The sequence below is a fragment of the Pseudomonas sp. BSw22131 genome (genome assembly GCF_026810445.1).
GTDB lineage: Bacteria > Pseudomonadota > Gammaproteobacteria > Pseudomonadales > Pseudomonadaceae > Aquipseudomonas > Aquipseudomonas huanghezhanensis.
This window is the reverse complement of sequence record NZ_CP113949.1, coordinates 2,945,428-2,970,469: the sequence shown is the minus strand read 5'-3', so window position 1 is coordinate 2,970,469 and position 25,042 is coordinate 2,945,428. Positions and strand designations below refer to the sequence as shown.

Annotated in this window: 16 protein-coding genes and 2 pseudogenes; 5 read left to right on the top strand and 13 right to left on the bottom strand. The window is 59.8% G+C overall.

The window, feature by feature from the left end:
- Window positions 1–5: 5 nt before the first annotated feature.
- The 10 genes and pseudogenes from arnE to OYW20_RS26285 form a co-directional block, all read right to left on the bottom strand.
- A complete protein-coding gene (gene arnE / locus OYW20_RS13220; protein WP_268796440.1) occupies window positions 6–350 on the bottom strand; it encodes a 4-amino-4-deoxy-L-arabinose-phosphoundecaprenol flippase subunit ArnE in 345 nt (114 codons plus the stop codon).
- Entirely contained in the window at window positions 347–1,996 is a 1,650-nt protein-coding gene (arnT, locus tag OYW20_RS13215; protein ID WP_268796439.1) for a lipid IV(A) 4-amino-4-deoxy-L-arabinosyltransferase, read from the bottom strand. Before arnT ends, arnE begins: the two co-directional genes overlap by 4 nt.
- Entirely contained in the window at window positions 1,993–2,877 is an 885-nt protein-coding gene (arnD, locus tag OYW20_RS13210; RefSeq protein WP_268796438.1) for a 4-deoxy-4-formamido-L-arabinose-phosphoundecaprenol deformylase, read from the bottom strand. Before arnD ends, arnT begins: the two co-directional genes overlap by 4 nt.
- Window positions 2,877–4,868 carry a bifunctional UDP-4-amino-4-deoxy-L-arabinose formyltransferase/UDP-glucuronic acid oxidase ArnA gene (gene arnA / locus OYW20_RS13205; protein ID WP_268796437.1) on the bottom strand — a complete coding sequence of 664 codons (1,992 nt, stop codon included), beginning with the start codon at window positions 4,866–4,868 and terminating at the stop codon, window positions 2,877–2,879. Before arnA ends, arnD begins: the two co-directional genes overlap by 1 nt.
- Complete coding sequence (gene arnC, locus OYW20_RS13200) at window positions 4,865–5,878, bottom strand: undecaprenyl-phosphate 4-deoxy-4-formamido-L-arabinose transferase (protein WP_268796436.1); 1,014 nt, start codon at window positions 5,876–5,878, stop codon at window positions 4,865–4,867. The genes arnA and arnC overlap by 4 nt, the downstream gene beginning before the upstream one ends.
- Window positions 5,875–7,023 (bottom strand): UDP-4-amino-4-deoxy-L-arabinose aminotransferase, encoded by a 1,149-nt coding sequence (gene arnB / locus OYW20_RS13195; protein ID WP_268796435.1) that lies wholly within the window; start codon window positions 7,021–7,023, stop codon window positions 5,875–5,877. The genes arnC and arnB overlap by 4 nt, the downstream gene beginning before the upstream one ends.
- Window positions 7,024–7,649: 626 nt before the next feature.
- On the bottom strand, window positions 7,650–8,003 hold the full coding sequence (locus OYW20_RS13190; RefSeq protein ID WP_268801251.1) for a hypothetical protein: 354 nt from the start codon (window positions 8,001–8,003) through the stop codon (window positions 7,650–7,652).
- Window positions 8,004–8,052: 49 nt separating this feature from the next.
- Window positions 8,053–8,202: pseudogene (locus OYW20_RS13185) on the bottom strand (cytochrome b/b6 domain-containing protein); the annotation flags it as partial.
- A 105-nt stretch (window positions 8,203–8,307) separates the two neighbouring features.
- On the bottom strand, window positions 8,308–9,009 hold the full coding sequence (locus OYW20_RS26290; protein WP_408005516.1) for a methyl-accepting chemotaxis protein: 702 nt from the start codon (window positions 9,007–9,009) through the stop codon (window positions 8,308–8,310).
- A gap of 465 nt (window positions 9,010–9,474) precedes the next feature.
- Window positions 9,475–10,218 (bottom strand): annotated as a pseudogene (locus tag OYW20_RS26285) (cache domain-containing protein); the annotation flags it as partial.
- A gap of 470 nt (window positions 10,219–10,688) precedes the next feature.
- Between OYW20_RS26285 and OYW20_RS13175 the strand changes: the two are divergent.
- The 5 genes from OYW20_RS13175 to OYW20_RS13155 all read left to right on the top strand — a co-directional run bounded on the left by OYW20_RS13175 (window position 10,689) and on the right by OYW20_RS13155 (window position 20,283).
- Window positions 10,689–12,755, top strand: a complete 2,067-nt coding sequence (locus OYW20_RS13175) for a hybrid sensor histidine kinase/response regulator (protein ID WP_268796432.1) — start codon at window positions 10,689–10,691, stop codon at window positions 12,753–12,755.
- 100 nt (window positions 12,756–12,855) lie between these two features.
- Window positions 12,856–15,033 carry a glycogen debranching protein GlgX gene (gene glgX, locus OYW20_RS13170; RefSeq protein WP_268796431.1) on the top strand — a complete coding sequence of 726 codons (2,178 nt, stop codon included), beginning with the start codon at window positions 12,856–12,858 and terminating at the stop codon, window positions 15,031–15,033.
- Between the two features lie 778 nt (window positions 15,034–15,811).
- Window positions 15,812–17,578 (top strand): PAS domain-containing methyl-accepting chemotaxis protein, encoded by a 1,767-nt coding sequence (locus OYW20_RS13165; RefSeq protein ID WP_328284780.1) that lies wholly within the window; start codon window positions 15,812–15,814, stop codon window positions 17,576–17,578.
- Window positions 17,575–19,059, top strand: coding sequence for a chemotaxis protein CheW (locus OYW20_RS13160; RefSeq protein WP_268796430.1), 1,485 nt, complete (start codon window positions 17,575–17,577; stop codon window positions 19,057–19,059). Before OYW20_RS13165 ends, OYW20_RS13160 begins: the two co-directional genes overlap by 4 nt.
- A gap of 204 nt (window positions 19,060–19,263) precedes the next feature.
- A complete protein-coding gene (locus OYW20_RS13155; protein WP_268796429.1) occupies window positions 19,264–20,283 on the top strand; it encodes a GGDEF domain-containing protein in 1,020 nt (339 codons plus the stop codon).
- Between the two features lie 6 nt (window positions 20,284–20,289).
- Here the strand turns inward: OYW20_RS13155 and OYW20_RS13150 are convergent, their stop codons facing one another.
- The 3 genes from OYW20_RS13150 to OYW20_RS13140 form a co-directional block, all read right to left on the bottom strand.
- On the bottom strand, window positions 20,290–20,811 hold the full coding sequence (locus tag OYW20_RS13150) for a GAF domain-containing protein (RefSeq protein ID WP_268796427.1): 522 nt from the start codon (window positions 20,809–20,811) through the stop codon (window positions 20,290–20,292).
- A 160-nt stretch (window positions 20,812–20,971) separates the two neighbouring features.
- Window positions 20,972–23,227, bottom strand: coding sequence for a putative bifunctional diguanylate cyclase/phosphodiesterase (locus tag OYW20_RS13145; protein WP_268796426.1), 2,256 nt, complete (start codon window positions 23,225–23,227; stop codon window positions 20,972–20,974).
- Window positions 23,228–23,449: 222 nt separating this feature from the next.
- The gene (locus tag OYW20_RS13140) at window positions 23,450–24,868 is read right to left on the bottom strand and encodes a sugar porter family MFS transporter (protein WP_268796425.1); all 1,419 of its coding nucleotides are present in this window, start codon (window positions 24,866–24,868) and stop codon (window positions 23,450–23,452) included.
- Between the last annotated feature and the right edge of the window lie 174 nt (window positions 24,869–25,042).

The window sequence follows — 25,042 nt, the reverse complement described above, 5'->3', positions numbered from 1 at the left end:
ACGGCTCATGCTTCACCTCCGAGCAAGATCACACCGGCGACAATCAAGCCGACGCCGAACCAGTGCCGGCTGTCGATGGATTCGTTGAACACGTAGCGCGCGCTGAGGGTGATCAGAACGAAATTCAGGCCCAGCATCGGGTAGGCGATGCCCACGTCCATGCGTTGCAGCACCAGCAACCAGCTCAGCAGACCCATGCCCATGCAGAACACTGCCAGCCACAGCCGGCGCGAACCCAAGGCCGCGGCGATGCCGGGAAATGCCCCGCGCCAGTGCTCAACGGCGAGCTTCTGCGCGATCTGGCCCAGACAGGTCAGCAGGCACGCCGCCAGCAGCATCAGCCAGGTCATGAGGCTGATTTCCCGTAAATGAGGATCACCAGATTGCCTTCCTCATAACGCTCGCCGTCTTTGGGCAGCAGATCCAGCTCGCGCAGTTCCTCGTCGCTGTTGCCGCGCATGATCACGCCAACCTGGCCCTCGCGCCGGGCCTGATTCATCCACGTGTTGATGTCGATCATCGACACCTCGCGGCCCTGTACGTCCGGGTAGCCAAGCCCGTACTCAAGCTCGCCAAAGGTGTTGAACAGGGCGACGTCTGGCCGGTTGAGGCGCCAGGACAATGCCGAAGCCGCGCCCAGATCATTGCTCAGCAAGTGCGTGCTGGCTGCCAGTGCCGGCTGATGCCGGGCCACGAACTGATCCGGAGTTTTGTTGAACACCACTTGGTCGGGCAGCGCCGACGGCAACAGCGCCACCAGCATCCAGCTGCCCAGCGCAGGCATCGCCCAGTAGCTCAGCGGCCGTGCACCCTGTAGCGCGTTGAACAACGCCCAGCCCGCGAGCACCAGCATTGCCAGCAGCAGCTGCAGAGGCTGATCCTCGTAAACCGGTTGCTTGAGTTGCACGAACAGCAGCGCCAGCAGGCCGATCAGCCCGATTGCGCTATTGAACAGCCCGTTGGCGCGCAAGGCGCTGGTATTGGCGTGCTTGAGCCTTTCCACCACCGCGTCGCCCATCATCAGCGCCACCGGCAACAGACACGGCAGGATGTAGGTCGGCAACTTGCCTTTGCTCAGGCTCAGAAACGCTAGCGGCACCAGCAGCCACAGCAGCAGAAACCCGCTGGCCGCCTGACGTCTTTGCTGCCACGCCTGCTTGAACGTCACCGGCAATAGCAGTGCCCACGGCAGGCACGCGGCCACCAGCAGCGGCAGGTAAAACCACCAAGGCTGCGCGTGTTGTGCATCGGCTCCGGCAAAGCGGCGGATGTGCTCGTGCCAGAAAAAGAACCGCCAGTAGTCAGGCTCCTGACGATGCACGGCCAGCACCCACGGCAGGCACACCGCAAGTGCGACCAGCACCGCCAGCGGGCCGTAGCGCAACAGCTCGCGCCAGCGTTTTTGCCAAAGCATGAAGGGCAGGGCAACCATCACAGGCAGCGCCCACGCCAGAAACCCCTTGGTCATGAAGCCCATGCCGCAGGCCACACCCAGCACTGCCCAGCCCAGCAGCCGAGAGCGGCCCGTGCTGTGAACCGCGTACCAGAACGCAACCAGGCTCAGGTTGACCCACAGCGTGAACTGCGGGTCCAGATTGCTATAGCCCGCTTGCCCGGCAATGAAGCCGAAACTCATGAACAGCAGCGCGCTGGCGAACGACTTACGCGGGTCGTTCCACATCCGGCCCGCCAGCAACCAGGCGAGCACCATGCTCAAGCCAGTACTGAGCGCCGAAGCGATGCGCACCCCGAACAGGTTCTCACCGAACACCGCCTGGCCTAGCGCAATCAACCAATAGCCGCCTGCGGGCTTTTCGAAATAGCGCAGGCCCATGAAATGCGGCGACGCCCACTGCCCGCTGTGGAGCATCTCCTGGCTGACTTGTGCGTAGCGGGTTTCGTCCGGAATCCACAGCCCGTGTGTGCCCAGCGGCACGAGGCAGGCCAGCGCGAACGCCAGCGTCAGCAAAGCGATGTAGCGGTGCTGGGAGGTCATGATTGCTGCACTCCCAGCCAGCCTTCGCGGCCATTGAGTGTGCCGCGCACCACACGGCCGGACGGCAGCTGTGCAAGGGTCGCGGGCAGCAAGTCGCCGAGTGGCGCGAAAGCGATGTTGCGGGCCTGCGCCTGACTCAGCAGTTGCCTGAACGACTCAGCCATCACGATGCCTTCCACTTCGGCGTGAACCGTGTAGACGTTGAGCTTTTCAGGGGCGAAACGCTTGAGCACAAACTGATTGAAATCCTGAGCGGAAAGCTGCGCGCCCACCACTTCATCGAAGGTGGGCAGGTCTACCGGGATCTGCGGCGTGCCCGCGCTGCCATCCGCCAGCAGCGGGCGAAAAACCCGGCTGCCACGGCAATCACTGTTGTAGCGAAAATTGAACGCTTGCTTGGCCTGGATCACGCGTTCGTCGGCGCGCCAACCGGCGGCCGCCGAACAGCTCACCTCTGTGCCGAGAATGTCGTTCAGGCAATCGACGCCGCGCCTGATCTGTGCGACCAGTTGCGCATCGCTCCAGCGCCCGGCGTTGGCTTGCCAGCCATGGTGGTCCCAAGCGTGCAGGCCCACTTCATGACCGGCTTCCTGCGCGCGACGCATCAGCGGCCACAGGTCGCGGGCAATCGGTTTGCCGGGCCAGGCGGTGCCCGCCAGCAGGATGTCCCAGCCATAAAGACTGACCGCCCGCGAGCGCAGCATTTTCCAGAAAAACTGCGGCCGCGCCAGACGCCAGAGATGGCGACCCATGTTGTCCGGCCCGACACTGAAAAAAAACGTCGCCTTGACCTGCGCCTGGTCGAGCATGTCCAGCAAACGCGGCACCCCCTCGCGGGTGCCCCGGTAGGTGTCGACATCGATTCTCAGGCCGGCCTGCATCAGCGTTGATCCGCCTTTTCAGCCATGGCTTCACGCAGGAAAAAGTCCAGGGTCTTGCCGATGGTGTCCTGCAGCGCAATGGTCGGCGTCCAGTCAATCAGGCGCCTGGCGTTATCGATGCTCGGCTTGCGGTGGCTGACGTCCTGATAGCCCTTGCCGTAGAACGACTGGCTTTCGACTTCGCGAAAACCGGCGAACGGCGGAAAGTTACCGCGCAGGGGATGGGCCTCGAACTGACGCAGAAGCTCTTCACCCAGTTGACGAATGCTGGCTTCGTTGTCCGGGTTGCCGATGTTGATGATCTGGCCGTTGCAGCGCTCGCCACTGTTTTCGATGATCCGCGCCAGCGCTTCGATGCCGTCTGCGACATCGGTGAAACAACGCTTTTGCGCGCCGCCGTCCACCAGCCTGATCGGCGTGCCTTCGACCAGGTGCAGGATCAGTTGGGTGATTGCCCGTGAGCTGCCGATGCGTGCAGAGTCCAGGCGATCCAGACGTGGGCCCATCCAGTTGAATGGTCGGAAAAGGGTGAATTGCAGGCCCTTTTGACCGTAAGCCCAGATCACCCGGTCCAGCAGTTGCTTGGAGACCGAGTAAATCCAGCGCTGCTTGTTGATCGGGCCGACCACCAGGTTTGAGGTGTCCTCGTCGAAACTCGGGTCCTGGCACATGCCGTAGACCTCGGACGTGGACGGGAAAATCACCCGCTTGTTGTACTTGACGCAGTAGCGGACGATTTTCAGGTTTTCTTCGAAGTCCAGCTCGAACACCCGCAGCGGGTTGCGCGTGTATTCAATCGGCGTGGCGATGGCCACCAGCGGCAGCACCACGTCGCACTTCTTGATGTGGTACTCGATCCACTCGGAGTGAATGCTGATGTCGCCTTCGATGAAGTGGAAATTGGGCTTGCTGCGCAGGCGCTCGATGGCGTCCGAGCCGATATCCATGCCGTAGATTTCGTAGCGGTCGTCCTGCAGCAGGCGCTCGGACAAGTGATTGCCGATGAAACCGTTGACCCCTAGGATCAACACCCGTGTGCGGCGCTGCGGCCGGCGAGGCTCGGTGCCCAGCAGGCGCGAGTCTTCGACCAGCCCGAACTCGCGGGCCAGCTGCGGGCCGCTCAGATAGAGCCCGTCGTCGCCGCGCTGACCTGCAGTGATCACCAGCGAGCCCTCGCCACACGCGATTCGCAGCGGATCGCAGCTGATGACGGTGCCTGGGGCGCGGTGCTCATTGTCGGGTAGCACGCGCGCGCCCCAGACAATCAACTTGTGCTCGCCCACCGGGCTGAACGCGCCGGGGTAGGGCTGGGTCACGGCGCGCACCAGGTTGTAAATGCGCGAGGCTGGCAGCGACCAGTCGATCAAACCATCGGCTGGCGTACGACGACCGACGTAAGTGGCCTTCGATTCGTCCTGTGCGGTGCCGGTCAGTTGGCCCTGCGCCAACAGCGGCAGGGTTTCACCGAGCAGGTCCTTGGCGGCATCGCGCAGCCTGGCGTGCAGCGTCAAGGCTGTATCGTTCTCGCTGATCGCCACTCGTTGCTGGGCGACGATGGGGCCGGCGTCTGCGCGTTTGACCATCTGGTGCAACGTGACACCGGTCTCGGTCTCGCCATTGACCAGCACCCAGTTGGCCGGTGCCCGACCGCGATAACGCGGCAACAGCGAGCCATGCAGATTGAACGCGCCGCTGCTGGCGCAGGCGAGCACGGGTTCGCCGAGCAGTTGGCGGTAGTAAAACGAGAAGATGAAGTCGGGCGCGCATTTGGCGATTCGCTCCACCCACAGCGGATGGTTGGGGTCTTCGGGTGCATGCACGGGGATATCGTGACGTGCACACAGTTGAGCCACCGAGTCGAAAAAGGTTTTTTTCTTGGGGTCATCGGCATGCGTAAACACCGCCGCGATGTCGTACCCGGCGTCGATCAGCGCTTGCAGACCCACACACCCAATATCGTGATAAGCGAAAACGACAGCTTTCTTGCTCATGGCGCAACCTTGCTCAAGTAGAGAGAAGCGGAGGAATCAATCGTGTCGGCGGCGCCTGAAGATGCGCTGCGCACAACCTTTTCTATGAAGAAACGTGGACGTGCCCTGACGTCGCTGTACATGCGGCCGAGGTATTCGCCCAGCAGCCCCATGCCAATGAACTGCCCGCCGGTGAACACGAACAGCACGGCGAACAGGACGAAGGTGCCGTGCCCGGCCCACTGGGCACCGAACATCAACCGCAGCACGATCAACAACGCGGCAAACAGCACGCCGAGAAACGCCATGCTGAAACCGATAATGCTGAGCAACCGCAGCGGGGTCGTGGTCATGCAGGTGATCAGGTCGAACATCAGGTTGATCAAACGCATCGGGCTGTATTTGGAGTCGCCGTGCTCGCGCTCAGCGTGTTCGACCAGCACTTCGGTGGTGTGCCGGGCGAAGCTGTTGGCGAGGATCGGGATGAAGGTGCTGCGCTCGCTGCAGGCCAGCATTGCGTCGACGATGGTGCGACGGTAAGCGCGCAGCATGCAGCCGTAGTCGGTCATGGCTACGCCGGTAGAGCGCTGCACCGCCAGGTTGATCAGCTTCGACGGCCAGCGCCGCCAGGCCGAATCCTGCCGGTTGCTGCGCACGGTCCCGACCACGTCGTAGCCCTGTTCGGCCAGTTGCACCAGGCGCGGGATTTCCTCGGGCGGGTTTTGCAGGTCGGCGTCGAGGGTGATCACCACGTCGCCCCGGCACTGCTCGAAGCCGGCCATGATTGCGGCGTGCTGACCGTAGTTGCGGTTGAGAATGACCGCCACCACCGGGCTGCCTTCACGTTCGGCGGCCTGCTGCAGGAGTTCCGCCGACTCGTCACGGCTGCCGTCATCCACCAGCACGATTTCGTAGGCGTGCTTGAGCTGTGCACAGGCGGCCTGGGTGCGGCGCAGCAGCTCGGGAAGGCTCTGTTGCTCGTTGTAGACCGGTATGACGATTGACACGAAATTGATGGGATAGGCTTTCATGAGCGCGGTTCCACGATGGATTCAATGGCACCGACCACACGCTCGACATCGTCGAACGTCATGTCAGGGAACAACGGCAATGAGCACAGCCGCGATGAGTTCCACTCGGTGTCTGGCAAGTGCACGTCGGGGAAGCGCTGGCGGTAATACCGGTGCAGGTGCGTGGCGATGAAATGGATACCGGTGCCGACGTTTTGCGCTTGCAGCGCCTTCATGAACCCATCGCGATCTATCCCGCAACGCTCGGCATCGATGCGGACGATGAACAGGTGCCAGGCGTGTTGCTGGTCGTAGCGCGGCTGCAGCAACGGCATCACCGGACTGCCCGAGAGGCGTTCGAGGTAATGGCTGGCGAGGCGCTGACGCTGGGCGTTGATTTGATCCAGTCGCTGCAATTGCACCCGCGCAATGCTGGCGTTGAGGTCGGCCAGGTTGTATTTGAAGCCCGGCTCGATCACCTCGGCCTGCGGTTTGCGCCCCAGGGTCATGCGGTCGTAGGCATCGACGCCCAGGCCGTGGAATTTGAGCTGGCGCACCCGATCAGCCAGTTCCAGGTTGTCGGTGACCAGCATCGCGCCTTCGGCACAGGTCATGTTTTTGATGGCATGGAACGAGAAAATCGCAGTCCCGAGCGCGCCCACGGGCCGGCCTTTATAGTCCGTGCCGGCAGCGTGCGCAGCGTCTTCGATGACGGGGATGCCGTGGCGCTGCGCCAGTGCGTAGATTGGATCGAGATCGGCTGCGGCACCCGCGTAATGCACCGGCACAATGGCTTTGGTGCGTGGCGTGATGGCGCGCTCTATCATCGTTGCGTCCGTCATCAAGGTGTCGCGGTCGACGTCGACAAACACCGGGGTCGCGCCCAGCAAACAAATCATGTTGGCCGTCGAGACCCAGGTTTGTGACGGCGTGATCACCTCATCACCTGGGCCGACACCCAGCGCGAGCAAGGCAACGTGCATCGCCCCGGTCGCCGATGACAACGCCACTGCGTAGGAGGCGCCGGTGAGCCCGGCAAACTCTTGCTCCAGCTTCTGGCATTCGGGGCCAGTGGTGATCCAGCCGGAACGCAACACGCGGGTAACCGCTGCGACTTCCTCGTCGCCCATGCTGGGCCGTGAAAAAGGAAGGAAAGCCTGATCCATGTGAGTCCTCTCGCGCTTGCGCTGTTTGTTTAGCTAAATAGATCTAACCGGGGTGAGTGCGTGTATCTGGACGTATTCAATTAACGCCCTGCGTATTAACCATCTGCTTTAGTAATGTCGGCGTCCTTTATCGAAGGTGCACTAAAACGTCCACGACAGGGCATGCGTGTTGAACATTACTGCCAGCAGTTCGATCTACATCAGGTACTGTGAAGATAGTGTGTCAAACATGAAAATTACGTTTACAGGTCGTTAGTTTTCCATGAGCACTGATAACTTGTCAGCCCTTTATTTTTCAACACGAACAGGCGGTTTGGCGCAGCGTTTGCTAAGGGTTTATCGAACAAAGAAGTTGTTCAAGTTACGTTAAGTTAACGTCAGTGCCGAATGTATCGGCAGACAGCTTATGTTCAGCTTGGCTGTGATAAATGCGTCAGAACATAATCGCGCTGATTGTTGTAAATTTTAAATTCGACACTAAGTTAAGATTTAATGACAACAGGCGAATTTATTTATCGGCTCGGCGATAACCGAAGGATGTGCATCGCAAAGCTGGAGGCTAAGAGGGTCGAGATGGGAGTGGTGCGGCAAGAGCGGCCTAGATGCAGGCCGCCAGGGGATGGGTTTCAAACAGCGTGGGCGCGGCGGACTTTGTGTGCGGCAACCCTCACCAGCCAAGTGAGGGCCGCGATCAGGCAGTAGCCGGCCAGAAGTGGATCAACCAGGCAGTCCCAATAGTTTTCCCAGGCCTTGAGCCGCAGTGCGAACGCCAGTGTGCCGGCGGCCAGCCTGCACAATTTGTCGATCACCTGGCCATCGGCGCTCAGGTAGAGGTACTCGGCAAAGGGCGACTCGGCCGCATGGCTCTTCTGCGCGAAGGGTGCGATGACGTGGGTTGGATGGCTACGCCACGCCGCGATAAAGATGGTGCTCAGCATCAGGCTGCCAATGGCGAACCTGATGGGAAAGGACAACTGCATAGCCCACTCACGTCAATGTACGGAAAACGGAAGGGTGGCAGGTGCCGGATCAGCACGGCTCGTCATCGGGCAACGGAGGGCGGCGCCGGGTCAGCATCGACAACGGAAGGTTGTCGCGGACCTGAATGCTTTCAAGCACTGCCGCAGCAATATGTACGCCGATCAACGCCATCAACACGTCGACCTCCGTTTCGTGAATAGGCCGCACATTGCCTGATCTCAGGCCCGTCACACAAAGACGCCGCTGATTGAGCGGCGTCTATTTTTGTCTGCTTTCTATGGATCTACCGACAGATCAGCCCGGTCAGTTGCTGCCCCGGCTCAAGCCGCCCAGTCGTGTCGAGATGGATTGCATGCCCTGACCCAGCTCACGCAAAGCGCTTGCATCACGTGCACCTTCTTCACTGGCCACATGAATACGCACCGCCAACTCGTTGATTTCATGGGTGACGTGACTCTGCTCCTGAGCGGCAACTGCGATCTGGTGCGCACGCTGGACGATGTCGTCAAAACTGCCCACGGTTGTGCCCAGCGTCGCCGACACGCCAGCTGCCTGCTCCACCGATTCACGGGTCCGACGGGCGCCGCTTTGCATGGTTGCGACGGCAGTACTGGATGCCTGGCGCAGCTGCGTGATCATTTCCTGAATTTCGTTGGCGGAAGTCTGCGTACGTCCGGCCAGTGTCCGGACTTCGTCCGCCACCACCGCAAACCCGCGGCCTTGTTCGCCAGCGCGGGCAGCCTCAATCGCAGCGTTCAGGGCGAGCAGGTTGGTTTGTTGAGAAATCGACTTGATGACCTCCAGCACAGTGCCGACTCGTTCGATGTCTTCACCCAGCTGAGTGATTGCCCCTGCGGCACCGGCGATGTCTGCGGCCAGGCTCTCGATGGACTGGCTGTTGCGCTGCACTTCGTTCTGGGTTTTCTGCGCGTCGTCCAGCGACTGTTTGGCGGTGTCCGAGCAGTCGGTGGTGTTGCGTGCCACTTCGCTTGCGCTGGCCGACATCTGCGTGATGGCGGTGGCGAGCAGGGTGTTGTCCTCGCGCTGCACTTCGGCCCGTTCGGCAAGGCCTCTGGACAACTGAGCGAGTTCGTTGGCTTGATGTTCCAGCGAGACGGATTCCTCGGCGATGCGTCGCAGCATGTCCCGCAGCGAGCCTGCGTAGCGATTGACCGCGCCACGCAGTGCACCGATTTCATCGTGACGGCTGATATCCAGTTCTGCGCCGGCCTGGCCACCCTGGCCCAGACGTTCGATCTGCGCGGTGGTTTCTTCCAGTTGCGCCAGCAGGCGTTTACCGGCCAGCCACGCCAACCCAAGCAAAATGCCCAGCAGCGGCAGCAGGAACATCAGGATCTGACCCGTCAGGCGGTTGGCCAGGCCTACGACCCGCGCTTCGGGCGTCACCAGACCGATGCGCCAGCCGGTGCCTTCCATGGTTTGCAGGGTCACGTAGGCCGGGCCGTCGAGCCGTGCATCATGCTCCAGATACAGCGTGGTGGCAGCTTTGGTCTTGTTGGCCAGACTCGCGGCGACCGGTTGCAGCCAGGGTTGTTGCTGGACGAGGTTGGCGACGGTCGGGAGCCCCTTGCTACTTTTGGCGTCGGGGAAAAACAGCAGGTTGCCGGCCGGGTCTACCGCGAAGGCATACCCCCCGGTGACGGCGCCATTGGACTTGAGGAAGTCTGCCAAGCCGTCGAGTTTGAGGTCCAGAGTGGCAACGCCTGCAAAGGCGCCGTTAGCCCGGTAAGGCACGCTGCAGGTGGTCATCGCGACGCCACTGACCGGGTCTTGATAGGCATCCGACCAGACGCAGCGTCCGGCCGGGGCCGTTTTAGCGCCGACATACCACGACTCTGCGTGATAGGGCGCCGTCTGCGCCAGGTTGTATTCATCCGAGTAATCCAGACCGTTGCCGGCATTACGCGCCCAGAAAAAACTGCGGCGCTCGATGCCCGGGCCAAATGCGTTCGGTTCAGGCCACAGCCCGCCACCGGCAATCGCGGCGTCACCCTGACTGTCGATCACGTTGGGCAGATTGGCTTTCACCAAGGCCTCGTCGTGGGGCAGGCTTTCGGCGAGGTGCGCCATGGCGGCCGTCGTGCCCTCGATTCGGTTGAGTTGCAACGCCAGTTGGCGGGTGATCGCGCTGGCGGACTGTTCGGCGGCTTCTGTGCCGGCTGCCACCAGCTGCGGCTTGCCGCCCAGCGTCATGACCGCGAAAATCGCCACCGCCGTCAGTCCCAGCAAACTCAGAATGCCAAGGGTCATGCGTGCAGCGATGCGGTTGGGTAACAGGGACATAGGGCAATTCCGAATCAAGGTTGGCTGTAGTGCTTTACGGCCGAACCCGGCCGGAGTTGAGCGGCGGACACCCCAACTTGCCGATCAGGCGACGGAAGGCGTGCTTTTGCCGTGCTGCAGAAAAGCCACACTTGCGCGTGGAGTTGTCTGCATTCATGGAGGCTGACGTTGCGGGGAATTCGCAAGTTCGGTAGAACTCGCCACCCCGGCGCCTGTCAAGAAAGAGTTGGCCATCCAGTGCATAGCATGCCGATCCCGCTTACTGGAAGAAACCGGTGCAAGTCATTGGGATCGCGACGAGCGCTGCCGCGAGCGGTCGTCGGTAGGAATTTCCATCTGACAGGGTGTCCGCAGCACGGCACTCAGGGGAGTCGTTGGTCTTGAGTAACGTGATATCTGGTGATCACCCGAGCGAATCGCATCCACTCGATTCGCAGGCACAAGAAGCGTCGGAGCGGCTGCAACTGGCCCTGGATTCCGGCGCGATCGTCGGTACGTGGGTCTGGGATGTGCCGACCGACCGCTTTACCGCTGACGAGCGGTTCGCCCGCTCGTTCGGGTTATCCGTGCAAATGTGCCGCGAAGGACTGCCCTTGGAACTGGTCACGCAATCCATTCATCCGGAGGACGTGTCGCGTGTCGATGAGGCAATTACCCTGGCGCTGGCCGTGGGTGGCGATTATCGCTGTGAATATCGGGTGCTGAATACCGACGGCGTTTACCGCTGGATTGAGGCCAACGGACGGGTCGAGACCGGGTCGGATGGGCGGGCCAGGCGTTTCCCCGGCGTGCTGCTGGACGTTAACTCCCGGCGTGCTGCCGAAGTCGAGCGCGACCGGGTAACCACGCTGCTGCGAACCTTTACTGCCGCCGTGCCGGGCGTGGTGTATGCCAAGGATCTGGAAGGCAGAATGTTGGTGGCCAATCAGGGCACGTCGCTGCTGATCGGCAAGCCGCCGGAGTTTTACCTCGGCAAGACCGATTACGAGTTTTTCGATGACAAGGCTCAGGCGCAGGTCATCATGGCCACAGACCGCCGGATCATGGACAGCGGCCAAGGCGAGCAACTAGAAGAAGTGGTCAACCTGGCCGACGGTTCGGCTGCCACCTGGCTGTCGGTCAAGACGCCACTGGTCAATGCAGACGGTAATGTCATCGGCCTTATCGGCTCATCAATAGACGTCTCGGCCAGAGTCAAGGCCGAAGCGGCACTGCAGGAACTCAATCAGACCCTCGAACAGCGCATTGCGCAAGCCATCCTCGAACGTGAACAAATCGAAGAAGTGCTGCGGCATTCGCAAAAAATGGAAGCGGTCGGGCAATTAACCGGTGGTATTGCGCACGACTTCAATAACTTGCTGGCCGGGATATCCGGCAGTCTGGAGCTGATCAGCACCCGCTTGGGGCAAGGGCGTCTGACCGATGTCGAAAAGTACGTGAATGTGGCTCAGGGCGCCGTTCGCCGCGCCGCGTCTTTGACTCACCGGCTGCTGGCATTCTCCCGTCGGCAGACGCTGTCGCCCCAAGTCACTGACGTCAACGGGCTCATTGGGGGTATGGAGGAGCTGATCACGCGTACGGTGGGCTCTTCCATCGAGCTGAAAGTGACGGCCAATAGTGAACTGTGGCCAGCGCTGATCGACTCGGCTCAGCTCGAAAATTCCCTGCTGAACCTATGCCTGAACTCGCGCGATGCCATGCCTCAAGGCGGCCGCATCGTTATAGAAACCGCCAATGAATGGCTTGACCCTCGTCTGGACTCGGAGCCCGCCCTGATCGCGGGCGAGCACCTGTGCATTCGTGTGTCCGATGACGGCATGGGCATGAGCTCGGCAGTGGTGTCCAAAGCCTTCGATCCGTTTTTCACCACCAAACCCATTGGCGCAGGCACCGGCCTCGGCTTGTCGATGGTTTACGGCTTCGTGCGGCAGTCCGGAGGCCAGATCAAGGTTGAATCAGTCGAGGGGCAGGGCACGACGGTGGTGATGCACCTGCCGCGTCACATCACGCAAGTCGTGCAGCAGGAACCGGCGCTACCGGTTGCCAGCGAGCCGCTGATCGGCCAGGGCGAGATCGTATTGGTGGTGGACGACGAGGCGTCGGTGCGAATGCTTGTGTCCGAAGTGCTCTCGGATCTGGGCTACACGATCATCGAAGCGGCGGACGCGTTTGCCGGTCTGCAAGTGCTGCAAGTGCTGCAATCGGATGCGCGCATCGACCTGTTGATTTCAGATATCGGGCTTCCGGGCGGCATGAACGGCCGGCAGATGGCCAACGCCGCACGTGAATGCCGTCCGGGCCTGCCGGTGTTGTTCATCACCGGTTACGCCGAGACCTCGGTGTTGGATAAATGCCACCTTGAACCGCTCACCGAAGTGCTCACCAAACCCTTTGGACTGGATGCACTGGCGTCGCAGATCAAGGATTTGATCAGGGCAGGGCGCTGAACTGCAATTAGCCTGAACTGTTTGGCGCGCTCAGCTTCTATCCTTAGACCCTTTTGGTCACACGATGAGTTAGCCCAATCTATTTCCGGAGCGTTTGATCATGACTGGTCAATCAGTGAGCGACAGCGCAGCAAGCCAGGATCGTCCTGCCAGCCGTGTAAACGAAGGCCTGCCATACCCGTTGGGTGCGACCTGGGATGGGACGGGTGTCAATTTCGCAATATTTTCTGCGAACGCTACAAAAGTAGAACTGTGTTTGTTCGATGCCGAGACAAACGAAGAGGTCGAGCGCATCGCGCTGCCTGAGTTCACTAACGAGATCTGGCACGGTTACCTGCCCGACGCACGCCCCGGGACCCTGTACGGCTATCGCGTGCACGGTCCGTATGAGCCGGCCAACGGCCATCGCTTCAACCACAACAAATTGTTGATCGATCCGTACGCCAAGCAGATTTCCGGTGAATTGCAGTGGGACGATGCGCTGTTTGGTTACACCGTCGGGCACCCTGACGGCGATTTGTCCTTCGACGAGCGTGACAGTGCGCCTTTCATGCCACGTTGCCGGGTGATCGACCCGGCGTTTACCTGGGGCAGAACCGCCAAGCCGAACGTGCCGTGGGAAAACACCATTTTTTATGAGACCCATGTGCGTGGCTTCACCATGCGTCACCCGTCGGTGCGTGAGTCCGAGCGCGGCACGTTCGCAGCGTTCCATGAGAACGATGTGGTCGAGTACATTCGCTCGCTGGGCGTGACCTCGGTCGAGTTGATGCCGGTGCATTACTTCCTGGATGACAACCATCTGCTGGAAAAGGGCCTGCACAACTTCTGGGGTTACAACACCCTGGGCTTCTTCGCCCCGCATGCTCGCTACATGGCCGGGCAATCGATCGGTGAGTTCAAGGTCATGGTGTCGCGCTTCCACAAGGCCGGCCTGGAAGTGATCCTGGACGTGGTTTACAACCACACCGCCGAAGGCAACGAAATGGGCCCGACCCTGTCGCTCAAGGGGATCGACAACGCCAACTACTACCGCCTGATGCCAGATGATGCGCGTTACTACATCAACGACACAGGCACCGGCAACACCCTGAACATGAGCCATCCGTGCGTGTTGCAGATGGTCACCGACTCCTTGCGTTACTGGAGTTCGGAAATGGGCGTTGACGGTTTCCGCTTCGACCTGGCGACCATCCTCGGCCGTGAGGCTCATGGCTTCACCGAAGGTGGTGGTTTCCTCGACGCGTGTCGTCAGGACCCGGTGCTGGCCAAGGTCAAGCTGGTTGCCGAGCCGTGGGACTGCGGTCCAGGCGGGTATCAGGTGGGTAACTTTCCACCGGGCTGGATGGAGTGGAACGACAAGTTCCGTGACATTTCCCGGGCCTTCTGGAAAGGCGACGACGAGATGCTGGGCGATTTCGCGAAAATCTTCCTGGGCTCGGGCGATCAGTTCAATCGACGCGGCCGTAAGCCTGCGTCGTCGGTCAACTTCATCACCGCGCACGATGGTTTCACGCTGAACGACCTGGTGTCGTACAACGAGAAGCACAACGAGGCCAATGGTGAAGACAACCGCGACGGTCACTCCGACAACCGTTCGTGGAACTGCGGCGTCGAAGGCCCGACCGAAGACCCGGAAATCATCGAGCTGCGTTATCGTCAGATGCGCAACCTGCTGTCGACGCTGTTCCTGTCCCAGGGCACGCCGATGCTGTTGGCCGGTGACGAGTTCGCCCGCACTCAAGGCGGCAGCAACAATGCCTACTGTCAGGACAGCGAGATCGGCTGGGTCGACTGGAACGTCAGCGAGAAAAGTAACGAACTGCAGGAGTTTGTTCGTTACCTGATCGAGTTGCGCAACCGCTATCCGTTGCTGCGCCGTAACCGCTTCTTCACAGGCGAGTTCGACGAGAGCATGGGCGTTAAGGATGTCAGCTGGATCCAGCCAAACGGCGGCGAAATGGGTGTCGAGCAGTGGCAGGACGGTAGCAGCCGCTGCATGGGTATCTTGCTCGACGGTCGCAGTCAGGCCAGTGGTATCCGCCGTGCCGGTATCGATCACTCGCTGTTGGTGATCCTCAACGCGCACCACGATGTAGTGGGTTTCACCCTGCCGGAGGTGCCGCAAGGTCAGCAGTGGATCCTGCAACTGGACACCAATCAGAGCGACTTCGAGCCGGGTGAGTCCTTCCCGTTCGGCGCGGAATACGCGGTGACTGGACGTTCGGTGTTGCTGTTCGAGTTGAAGCCTGCTTCGACCAAAAAACGCAAGCAGTGAGCGTGAGCCGGTAATCGCGTAACACACCGCAGCGTTTTAACCGCTGCGGTGTAATGAGCGTCGCTACCGATATCACCGACGCATTAAAAAACCCGCCAGCATCACTGTGGCGGGTTTTTTATTGGGAAGTTTGGGGGCGTGCCGCACTTGCGAGGGCCAAGGCTCTGCTTCTGCCCGAAGGGCGTGGGAGTCCGGCTTGCCGACGATGGGCAGCGCAGCTGCCCCAAAACCGGCGAATTCAGTTGTCCCTGACCTGTCGGGTGCATTACTTCCTGCCGGTTCCCGGCAGATCGCTGGCAAACGGAACGCCGCCCGGCCAGCTTCCACGCCTGCGGCAGAATCAAGAACAGCTCAGCGAGCGGAGCATGCAATCTCGAGTCTGCCTGGAGGACGTTGATTGTCCAGCGCATGTAACTCTGCTTCTGCCCGGAGGGCGCGGGAGTCTTGGCATAGGTCCCCGCTTGCGCTGTAAAACCCACCTCGGCTGATGCGTGAACGGTTGACATTATTTTCACCTTCTCTCTGTGAGTTTTGGAGGCGTAGTTACGCACCCGTCGCAACACCCCAGCGTTGACCGTACGTTCTCTGATTCCTGCACCTAATCCCGTCTCTATAGCTTTTCAAAGCGATGCCGATACAAAAGAACGATGCGAAAATTGTCGGCGATTCATGGAGTATTTTGAGTGATGTCATTTTCACACCACGGCTCTTGTATACCGCTGAACATTAACCTCCGGGAAGGATCCCGGCCCACTCAGAACATTTTGCGGATTTTGCCATGACCCTACTACCCGACCGCGCTGCAGACCTGACCCAATCCGGGGCCGACCTCAGCTCCTTGCTCAGTGCCATTGACCGTTCTCAAGCCGTGATCGAGTTTGATCTCCAGGGCAACGTGCTCTATGCCAACGATAATTTTCTGACCTGCATGGGCTATGACCTGGACGAAATCCGCGGCCGTCATCACCGTCTGTTTTGCATGCCAGATTACGCGACCAGCAAAGAATACCTGATGTTCTGGGAGAAGCTCGGCACCGGCAAATTCGACGCCGGTCAATATCAGCGCCAAGCCAAGGATGGTCGGCAGATCTGGTTGCAGGCGACCTATAACCCCGTCATGGACAGTAGCGGCAAACCCTTCAAGATCGTCAAGTTCGCCAGCGATGTCACCGAGGCCCGTAACCGCAACGCCGAGTGGGAGAGCAAGATCGCAGCCATCGAGCGCTCCCAGGCGTTGATCGAGTTCTCGCCTGACGGCCATGTGCTGACCGCCAACGACAGGTTTCTCGCGGCAATGGGCTACTCGCTGGATGAAGTGGTAGGTCAGCACCATCGCATGTTCTGTGAGCCCGATTACGCGGCCACCCACGCTTACCGCGAGTTCTGGGAAAAGCTGGGGCAGGGCGAGTACGACTCCAACGAGTACAAGCGTGTGGGCAAGGACGGCAGGGAAGTCTGGATTCAAGCGTCCTACAACCCGATTCTCGACGGACAGGGGCGTGCCTACAAGATCGTGAAGTTTGCCACTGACGTGACTGAAACCAAGATCCGCACCATGGAGCACGAAGGCAAAGTCAATGCCATGAACCGTGCCCAGGGCGTGATCGAATTTGACCTGAGCGGCAATATCCTGACCGCCAACACCAACTTTCTGGAGTTGCTCGGGTACCGTCCTGAAGAGCTCAAAGGCCAGCACCACCGCTTGTTCTGCGAGCCGGAATACGTGAAGACCACCGCCTATCGCGAGTTCTGGAGCGCGCTGGGCAGTGGCAAGTTTTTCAACGGCCGTTTCAAGCGCATCAGTAAATACGGTCAGAACATCTGGATTCAGGCGACCTATAACCCGGTGCTCGACGCCAATGGGCAGCCTTATAAAGTGGTGAAGTTCGCGACCGACATCACCGCCCAAGTGGAGCTTGAAGAAGCCATCGAAGCCAAGACGCAGGCGATGGATGAGTCCGTTGCACAGTTGATGTCTGCCATTGCCGACGTGGTCAAAACCACCGGCGATGCCAACGACCAGGCGCGCATCACTCAGGACGAAGCGCAGCGCGGCTCGCAAACGCTGAACGAGGCAGCGGTGGCGATGGACACCATCGGCAAATCGGCGGAGGACATTCAGGAAATCATTGAGGTCATCAGCAAAATTGCCGGGCAGACCAACATGTTGGCGTTCAACGCCGCCATCGAAGCAGCCCGTGCCGGTGAGCACGGCCTGGGCTTCTCGGTGGTTGCCGACGAGGTGCGCAAACTGGCCGAGAAATCCTCCCAGGCCACCACTGAAATCAACAAGCTGATTCAGGAAACCGTGCGCCGTATCAAGAGCGGCAGCGAGATCTCTCGCAGTGCGGGCAGCGCCTTCGAGCGCATCGTGGCCGGGGTTGCCAGAACCAACGGCGCGATGAGCACCATTGGCGAAGCCACCCATGAGCAACAGCATCTGGCGGAGCGGGTGTCTACGCTGATCAACGAACTCAACCGTATCAAGGCGGCCAACGGCTTGGGGGGCAGCCTGAACAATGCTGTCCTGGCTGAGCAGGCATGAACGAATCCCGCGCGTTCGGGGTGCTCAAGCTTGCGGGCATGGAGTTCGCCGTCGATGCCCATGCGTTGGAACAGGTGATCGACTGGCCGAGCCGGTTGCAGCCCCACCCCTCGCAACGGGGCGCGCTGGTGGGCATGTTCTGCCTGCGAGGGCACGCGCTGCCGTTGATTGACCTGCGTTCGCTGCTGGGCGAGTGCGATGTGCCCGCTGGGCAACCGACGGAAATGGTCGCCATCGTCAATCATCTGGGTCGGCGCCTGGGGATTGCGGTCAACGGGGTCAGCGATGTCATGAAAATTGAATCGCGAACCCTATGTCATTTGAGCGGGCAATCATCAACCTTTGCACTGCTGCCAGAGTTGGCACTGGTGGATAACGAACGGATGGTCTACCTGCTCGACTTGCAGGCGCTGTCTGGCTTGCCGGAGGTGCTGACCGCCCGCGCAGGCGATGCCGGGCAAGTGGCGCAGGTGCTGGAAGCGTCGCAGGTGTCGCACCACTTGTTGGTGTTTGAGTGCGAGCAGAAACGCTACGCCGTCGATGCAAAAGCCATCACTGAACTGGTGGACAAGCCCACGATGGCGCCCAGCAAGTTTGGCGTCGATTACTGTCTGGGCGTCACCAATCGGCGCGGGGTCGATGTGCCCGCACTGAGCCTGAGCCGGGTATTGGGCGTGGAGAATGCGGACGCCGCCGGTGAGCAGGATCAGTTGCTGGTGTTGACGTCCCGCGAGGGCTATCGCATCGGACTGGTGTACGACCGAATGGTGGCGATCATTCGCGCTCGGGCCAGCGACATCCTGCCGCTTTCGACTTACGGCCTGCGCGAACCGGAGCTGTTCGCCGGCGTCATCGGAGTTGAAAACGGCGAGCAGGCGCTGTTGATTGAACATCGCACGTTGCTGGAACGCCCGCAGACCCTCAACTTCGCCAAAATCTACCAGCCCGTTGCGCCAGGCCAGGACACGTCCGCACTGCGCTCCGTCCAGTCCGGCCAGACGTGCCTGGTGTTCCGCGCTCCTGTGCAGTTTGTGGTGCCCCTGGATCAGGTTCAGGAAATTCTCGACATGCCAGAACGCTACGTCATTTTCGGCCAACGTGACTCGCATCTGATGGGCAGCTTTAATCTGCGCGGCGAGCAGATTCCGCTGGTATGCCTGAGCAGTTTGATAGAGGGCTCGACGTCGGCAGAAAACGCCCGCACACGCGTGCTTTTGGTCAAAGGCGCATTCAGCAGTTTCGGGCTGGTGGTCAACGGCACCGACTCGATTGAAACGTTTACCCATCCGGCATCCGAGCACCCGGCTGGCTGGGAAAGCGGCATGAACAATGGCGCCTCGGTCAACGCTCGCGTGCGCAGCCTTGTCAGTATCGGCAGAGGCGAGCAGAACCGCTGGATGACCCTGATCAATCTGCGCGATGTGGTAATGAGGCTTGAAAAATCTTGCGAGCAGCCCACGACTTCGCGGCTCGCAAGTTGAAGAATGCGTGCCATTGCGAGAAGGGGGTGAACGAGTCTCGCGCGTTGATAACTAATCCTGACAAGTGCGCAGTTTGTGGGCTTTAAATCTACGAACGGTCATTGATGAATGCTCTGTTACTCAACAAACAAAACCCTGCAATGATATTATTGCGCCACTACTCAGCGTGTTCAGGTATCAAGCGTCATGAGGCAAGACAATCGCATGAAAACGACGCTGATCCTTCCTTCCACGCTGACGCAGTGCCTGGGAATAGTGGCGTGGGCGGCTAGCTGGTATTTCAATCCTTATTTCAACAGCGGCCTGAGTTCGGCGGTCTGTCTGGTATTCGCGGCGCTGCTCTGCAACTCGTTGTTAATGGTTTACGCCTCAAGTTCTGTGGTGTGGAGAGTGGCCAGTGTGATCTACGTCGGCTTCCTGGCCATGCTCTTTCGGTTCGAATTATTGCTGATGGCAGAAAGCGGCCAGTTATGGTCGTTGGTGGTGTCTTGTTTGATCGTCACCGGGATGAGTGCTTTTTATATTGAGGTTAAAGACTACTTGATGGCCGCATTATCGGTCTGGGTCATCATGTGGGACATCAATGTTGGAACGCTGCCGCCCTCATACCTGACGCTTTATTATGTTGCCGCTGTGAGTGCGACTTTCTTGGGGGCGAACATCAACTTGACGTTTACCCGGGCCATGCGCGAGGCCTACAACCTGCAAGAGAAATACCGCAGCCTGTCGGAGACCGATCCGCTGACGCAGGCGCCCAATCGCCGGGCATTGATGCAGAATCTGGAACTGTCATCACGCGCCACCAGCGCTTCAAAGTTATGGTTTGCGATGCTCGACATCGACAACTTCAAGAAGATAAACGACAGCTTCGGTCACGACGTGGGTGATCAAGTGCTCATTCACTTCGCCAATGTGATCGCGAACATACCAGGGCTGGTGTACTTCGGCCGCTTGGGCGGCGAGGAGTTTGGCGTGGTGGTCGCGGCTGCCTCAGTCGAGGGCGCGGCGGATGCGTTGCTCAAGGCACTTGCCCATACCTCGGACGGTGAAGGCGATTATGTGCACTACTCCTTCAGCGCCGGGGTCTCGGAGGTCAAAGCCGGATCGAGCTCCACCGAGTTGTTGAGCCGTGCCGACAAGCATCTTTATCTGGCCAAAGAGCAGGGCCGCTCCAGAGTGGTGTGCAGTGAGCATCTGGTGCTGACTGCACTGGCTCCAGCCTGACCGGCGTCAATGGGTGAACAGCGCCTGTTCGGTGTCCGGCAGGTTGGCGAAGAAAATGCAGCCGATCAACCTGGCGAACAGCTCAAGGGTCTCACTCAGGTTGGGATCATCGAACACCATCGGACGTGAATCCAGAGCGCACAGCGCGCCATACAATTGGCCATTGGGCAAGAAAATCGGCACCCCCGCGTAACTTTCCAGCGCATATTGCTTGACCACCGGGCGCGCGGCGTAGCGTTCGTGCTGGCTGATGTGCGAGATGAACAATGCCTTCGGGTCGATACAGAACTCGCTGCACAGCGTGGTTTCCAGCGCCAGGGCTTCACCCGCTTCGATCCCTAACAAGCCTGTGTCGTAGACGGAGCAGGTGACCCACTCGACGTCAGTAAACTTGGCGATGCCGGCGAACCGCAAATTTGTCAGGCGCGTGACCAACTTTAAAATATTGGTAGTTGCTTCTATCTCGGCAATCGCTGAGCGCTCGTGATTAGTCAGCAAGCTGTGAGTGCTGGTCGAACCTTGAACCATCGTGCAGATCTCCAGATCCGTGAAGTGCAATGCTATGCGTCATGAGGTTGCGTAGCATACCGGCGAGTTGGCGAGCCGTCATGAACCAATGGCTCGCCCTGAAATTACCAGACGGAATGCAATATAGCGTTTGCAGAATGCCAGTTAGCTGGCATTCGTTTCAAACACTAACGCGAGCTGCACCGATGATTTTCGCAAGATCTTCTGGCCGCATTGGCGGGCTTAGCAAATATCCCTGAAAGTAGGGGCAGTTCATCTCCTTCAGGCGCTCGTATTGTTCGGTGGTTTCCACGCCTTCAGCGGTTATATCGAGGTTCAATGCTCTTCCCAGTGACAGGATGCTGCTAACGATGGCTTCACTGCGTTCATGCAACATCATCCGAGAGACAAACGACCGGTCGATTTTTACTGCATCAATCGGGTAGCGATCGATGTAACCCAACGAGCTGTATCCCGTCCCAAAGTCATCCAGCGCCACCCGCACGCCCAGGCGTTGGATGCTTTGGAGTACCTGCGCAATAAACTCCGGCTGCTGGAGGAATACTGACTCGGTGACTTCAATTTGCAATTGGGTGGCAGGCAGCCCGGTTTCCGCCGTCACCTGGCTCACCAGATCAGCGAACCCCGGACGAATGAGCTGTTTGCCGGATACATTGACGTTGAGCCTCAAGTTCACATCGGGGAAGTTTTTACGCCATGACTGAACGTCAGTGCAGGCTTCGCGCAACACCCAAGCGCCCAGTTCGTGAATCAGCCCCAAGTCTTCTGCGATCGGGATGAAGGCGTCCGGCGCGACGATGCCCAAATGCGGGTGCGCCCATCTGACCAGCGCCTCCACGCCCGACAGACTGCCCGTTCTGCCGCAGTAGATCGGCTGATAGAACACCAGAAAGTCCTTGTCCTTGATCGCCTGACGCAAGGCGTTCTGAATCACCAGTGCATCAATCGCCGCCTTGCGCATGGACGAGTCAAAAATGCTCCAGCGCCCCCGACCTTGCTTCTTTGCCGCATACATCGCGACATCGGCGTCGCGTAGCAAGTCATCCGGTTTCAAGTGGCGTTCAGTGGCAGTCACGATGCCAATGCTGCAAGAGATGAAAATGTCTTGATCTTCAATGGTCATGGGCGTGTGCAGTTGCGCGACGATGCGCTCGGCAATGTCGACGGCCACCTGCTGCTGGTCTTTGCCAAGCACCAGAATGGCGAACTCGTCGCCACCGATCCGCGCCAGTATATCGTTGGATCGCACGCATCCCTGCAAGCGCCTGGCGACCCACGCCAGCAAGTGATCCCCGGCCAGATGGCCCATGCTGTCATTCACCAGCTTGAACCCGTCCAGATCCATGAACAGAATCGTCGCGCGCTCGAAGGCGCTGTCGCTGGACTGAAAAGCTGCCGTCAGTTCGTTCATCAGGTAGGCACGGTTGTAGAGCGCCGTCAGTTCGTCGTGAAAAGCGATGTAGGACAGTTCTTCGGAAATCCGCTCGCGTTCTCGCAGCCGGCTTTCCAGGGCCAGTTTTTCTTCCCAGTCGATGCGCGCTTGTTGGGCAAAACGCTGGGCCTCCTTGCGCTCGGTGATGTCCCGTTGCACCGACACCCAATGGGTAAACCAGCCTTTTTCGTTGGCCACGGGCACGATGCTCAGCTCCACCCAGAACTGGCTGCCGTCCTTGCGCGTATTGACCACTTCGACCTCAACGGGTTGCCAGCTGGACAGGGCGGCGCGAATCACATCCAGCGTGGCGCGGTTGGTTTCCGGGCATTGAAGGATGCGCGGCGTGCGACCGATGACTTCTTCTTCGGAGTAGCCGGTGGTGCTCAGGAACGCGGGATTGCAGTAAACGATTCGCGGGCCGGGTTTATCGATAGTCTCCGCTTCGGTGATCAGAATGGCGTCCTTGGCATTGATCACCACTGACTCCAAAAGCCTGAGGCGTTCGAGCGAACGGGCATCGCGACAGACCCCCTTGGCCGGCCAGCTCGGTTTCAAGTAGCTCGACAGTTGCGCGGCTTGGGTTTGCAGCGCATACCGCTGGGCAGCGCTCAGGTGCGTGTCTGCCTGCGGACTGCTCAACAAAAAAACGCCAAGCAGCGCATGGTCCGGGCAGCGAACGGCGACGCAGATGATCGTCGGGCGAGGTGCGTTGCCTGATGAATGGAGCAGCGGCATGTCGCGACCCACCAGCACCACGTCGCCGTAGGAGGTGGCCATTCTCAGCCAGGACTCGTCTGCTTCGACGGGCATTGATCCCGAAGCAGGGCCGAACTCGGCCATCTTTTCCCAACCAAGGGTGTCACCGCCCATGAGTAAGGCGGACTCGCAAGAAACGGAATGAGCAGCGGCTTTCAGGACCTTGATCAGATCATCGCGATTACAGGGCAATACGCGTCCGGTGATGTGTCCTGAGTTGCTCATCTGATCAATGCACCTGCGTTGTACGGGGGCCCGATTCGCCCCATTTATAGTTGAATAAGCCAGCTGGGCGGGCGATGTCAATGCGCCACCCACGTAGGCTGGCGGCACGTTAAAGTGATGCTGCGGTGCCGACCAATTGATCCTGCCTAAAGCCCCTATAGAAACATGCTATCGAGGTTTGTTGCCGCGGCTCAGCAGTGACCAGGGTACAGCGTGTCTGATCTAGAGTTCTTTCTTCATGTGCTTTTCAATCTGCTCAAGCGACTTGCCCTTGGTCTCAGGCAGGCAAAAGAAAACGAACAGCAGCGAACCGACGTTGATCACCGCGAAGACGAAAAACGTCGGATTCCCGATGGCTTGCAGTGCCATCGGGAAGGTAAAGGCAACGCTCGCGTTGAAGATCCATTGCATCGACACGGCGGTACCGGTCAGCAGCCCGCGCACCTGCATCGGGAACAGTTCCGACATCAGCAGCCAGTAAACCGGCGAGATGCACATCTGCATGAACAGCAGAAACAGCAAGATGCACGCGAGGGCGGCGTAACTCTGAACCAGATTCTGGGGAAGGAACTGCAACACGCAGCCCAACGCCACCTGGGCCAGCACCACCGCAACCAGCCCGGTCATCAGCAAATGACGACGACCAAAGCGTCCGATGGCCCAGATCCCCAGCAAGGTGGCGATGACCGAGACTACGCCGTTGCCAATCGTGGCCGTCAGCGCGGCATTGGTCCCCATGCCGGTGTTCTTGAGAATGATCGGGGTGTAATACATGAATGCATTGACCCCGGTGAACTGCGCAGTAAACCCCAGCCCCACGCCGATCAGCAGCAGCTTGATGACCCAACCCTGGCGCAGCAGCTCTTTGACCGGCGGACGGCTGCGGGCTTGCTTGTCCTGGGTTTTCATTTCTTCGATTTCGCGCTGGGCATCGGCCTTGTTGTCACGCAGCTGCTCAAGCACCTCTTGGGCTTCGTCGAAACGTCCTTTGGATGCCAGCCAGCGAGGCGAAGCAGGCACGAAAAACGTGCCGACCAGTAGCAACACACCAGGAACCATGGCAATGGCCAGCATGTAGCGCCAGATGCCCGGGGTGGCCAGGAGGGCGGCGAGCAATGCGCTGAGGACATAAGCCAGTAACTGGCCGCTGACGATCATCAGTTCATTGCGGCTGACCAGCCGTGCCCGGCGTGATGGCCCGGCGATCTCGGCGATAAACACCGGGACCGTTGCCGAACCGCCGCCCACTGCGATGCCCAGCAAGAAGCGTGCGGCAATCATGAAGGGGATGGTCGATGCGACCGCGGTGCCCAGAGCGCCCGCAATGAACAGCAGGGAGAGGACGCGCAAGGTGAGGCGTCGGCCGAAGCGGTCGGACAGATAACCGCTGCCGAGTGATCCCAGCGCCGCGCCGAGGATGAGTGATGCCGTCACGAGGCCTTCGCTGAAAGCGTTGAGGCCGAGCCCGCCCTGATCGACCGGCAATGTCATGAAGGGCAGGGCGCCGGCGATGATGCCGGTGTCATAACCGAAGGCGAGTGCCCCCATGGTGGCGACGAGAACGGAAATAAAGATCAGGCGGCCCGGCGACGAAGGTTTCCCGTCGTGGCGCGCGGTTGCCGCAGCAGTGCTTGAAGACATGAAATGCAAAACCCTTCAGTTGGAACCAGCGTGCTCACAGCACGCAAACGTGAGGCTTAGGGCGATGTCGGGAGTATGAGTTCCATCGGCCTGTGAAATTAGCGGCAAGGCATGGCATTGCGGTGCCTACGCCTGCAATTAAAGGTGGGAGCATATGAGCAATGAGAGTCTGGG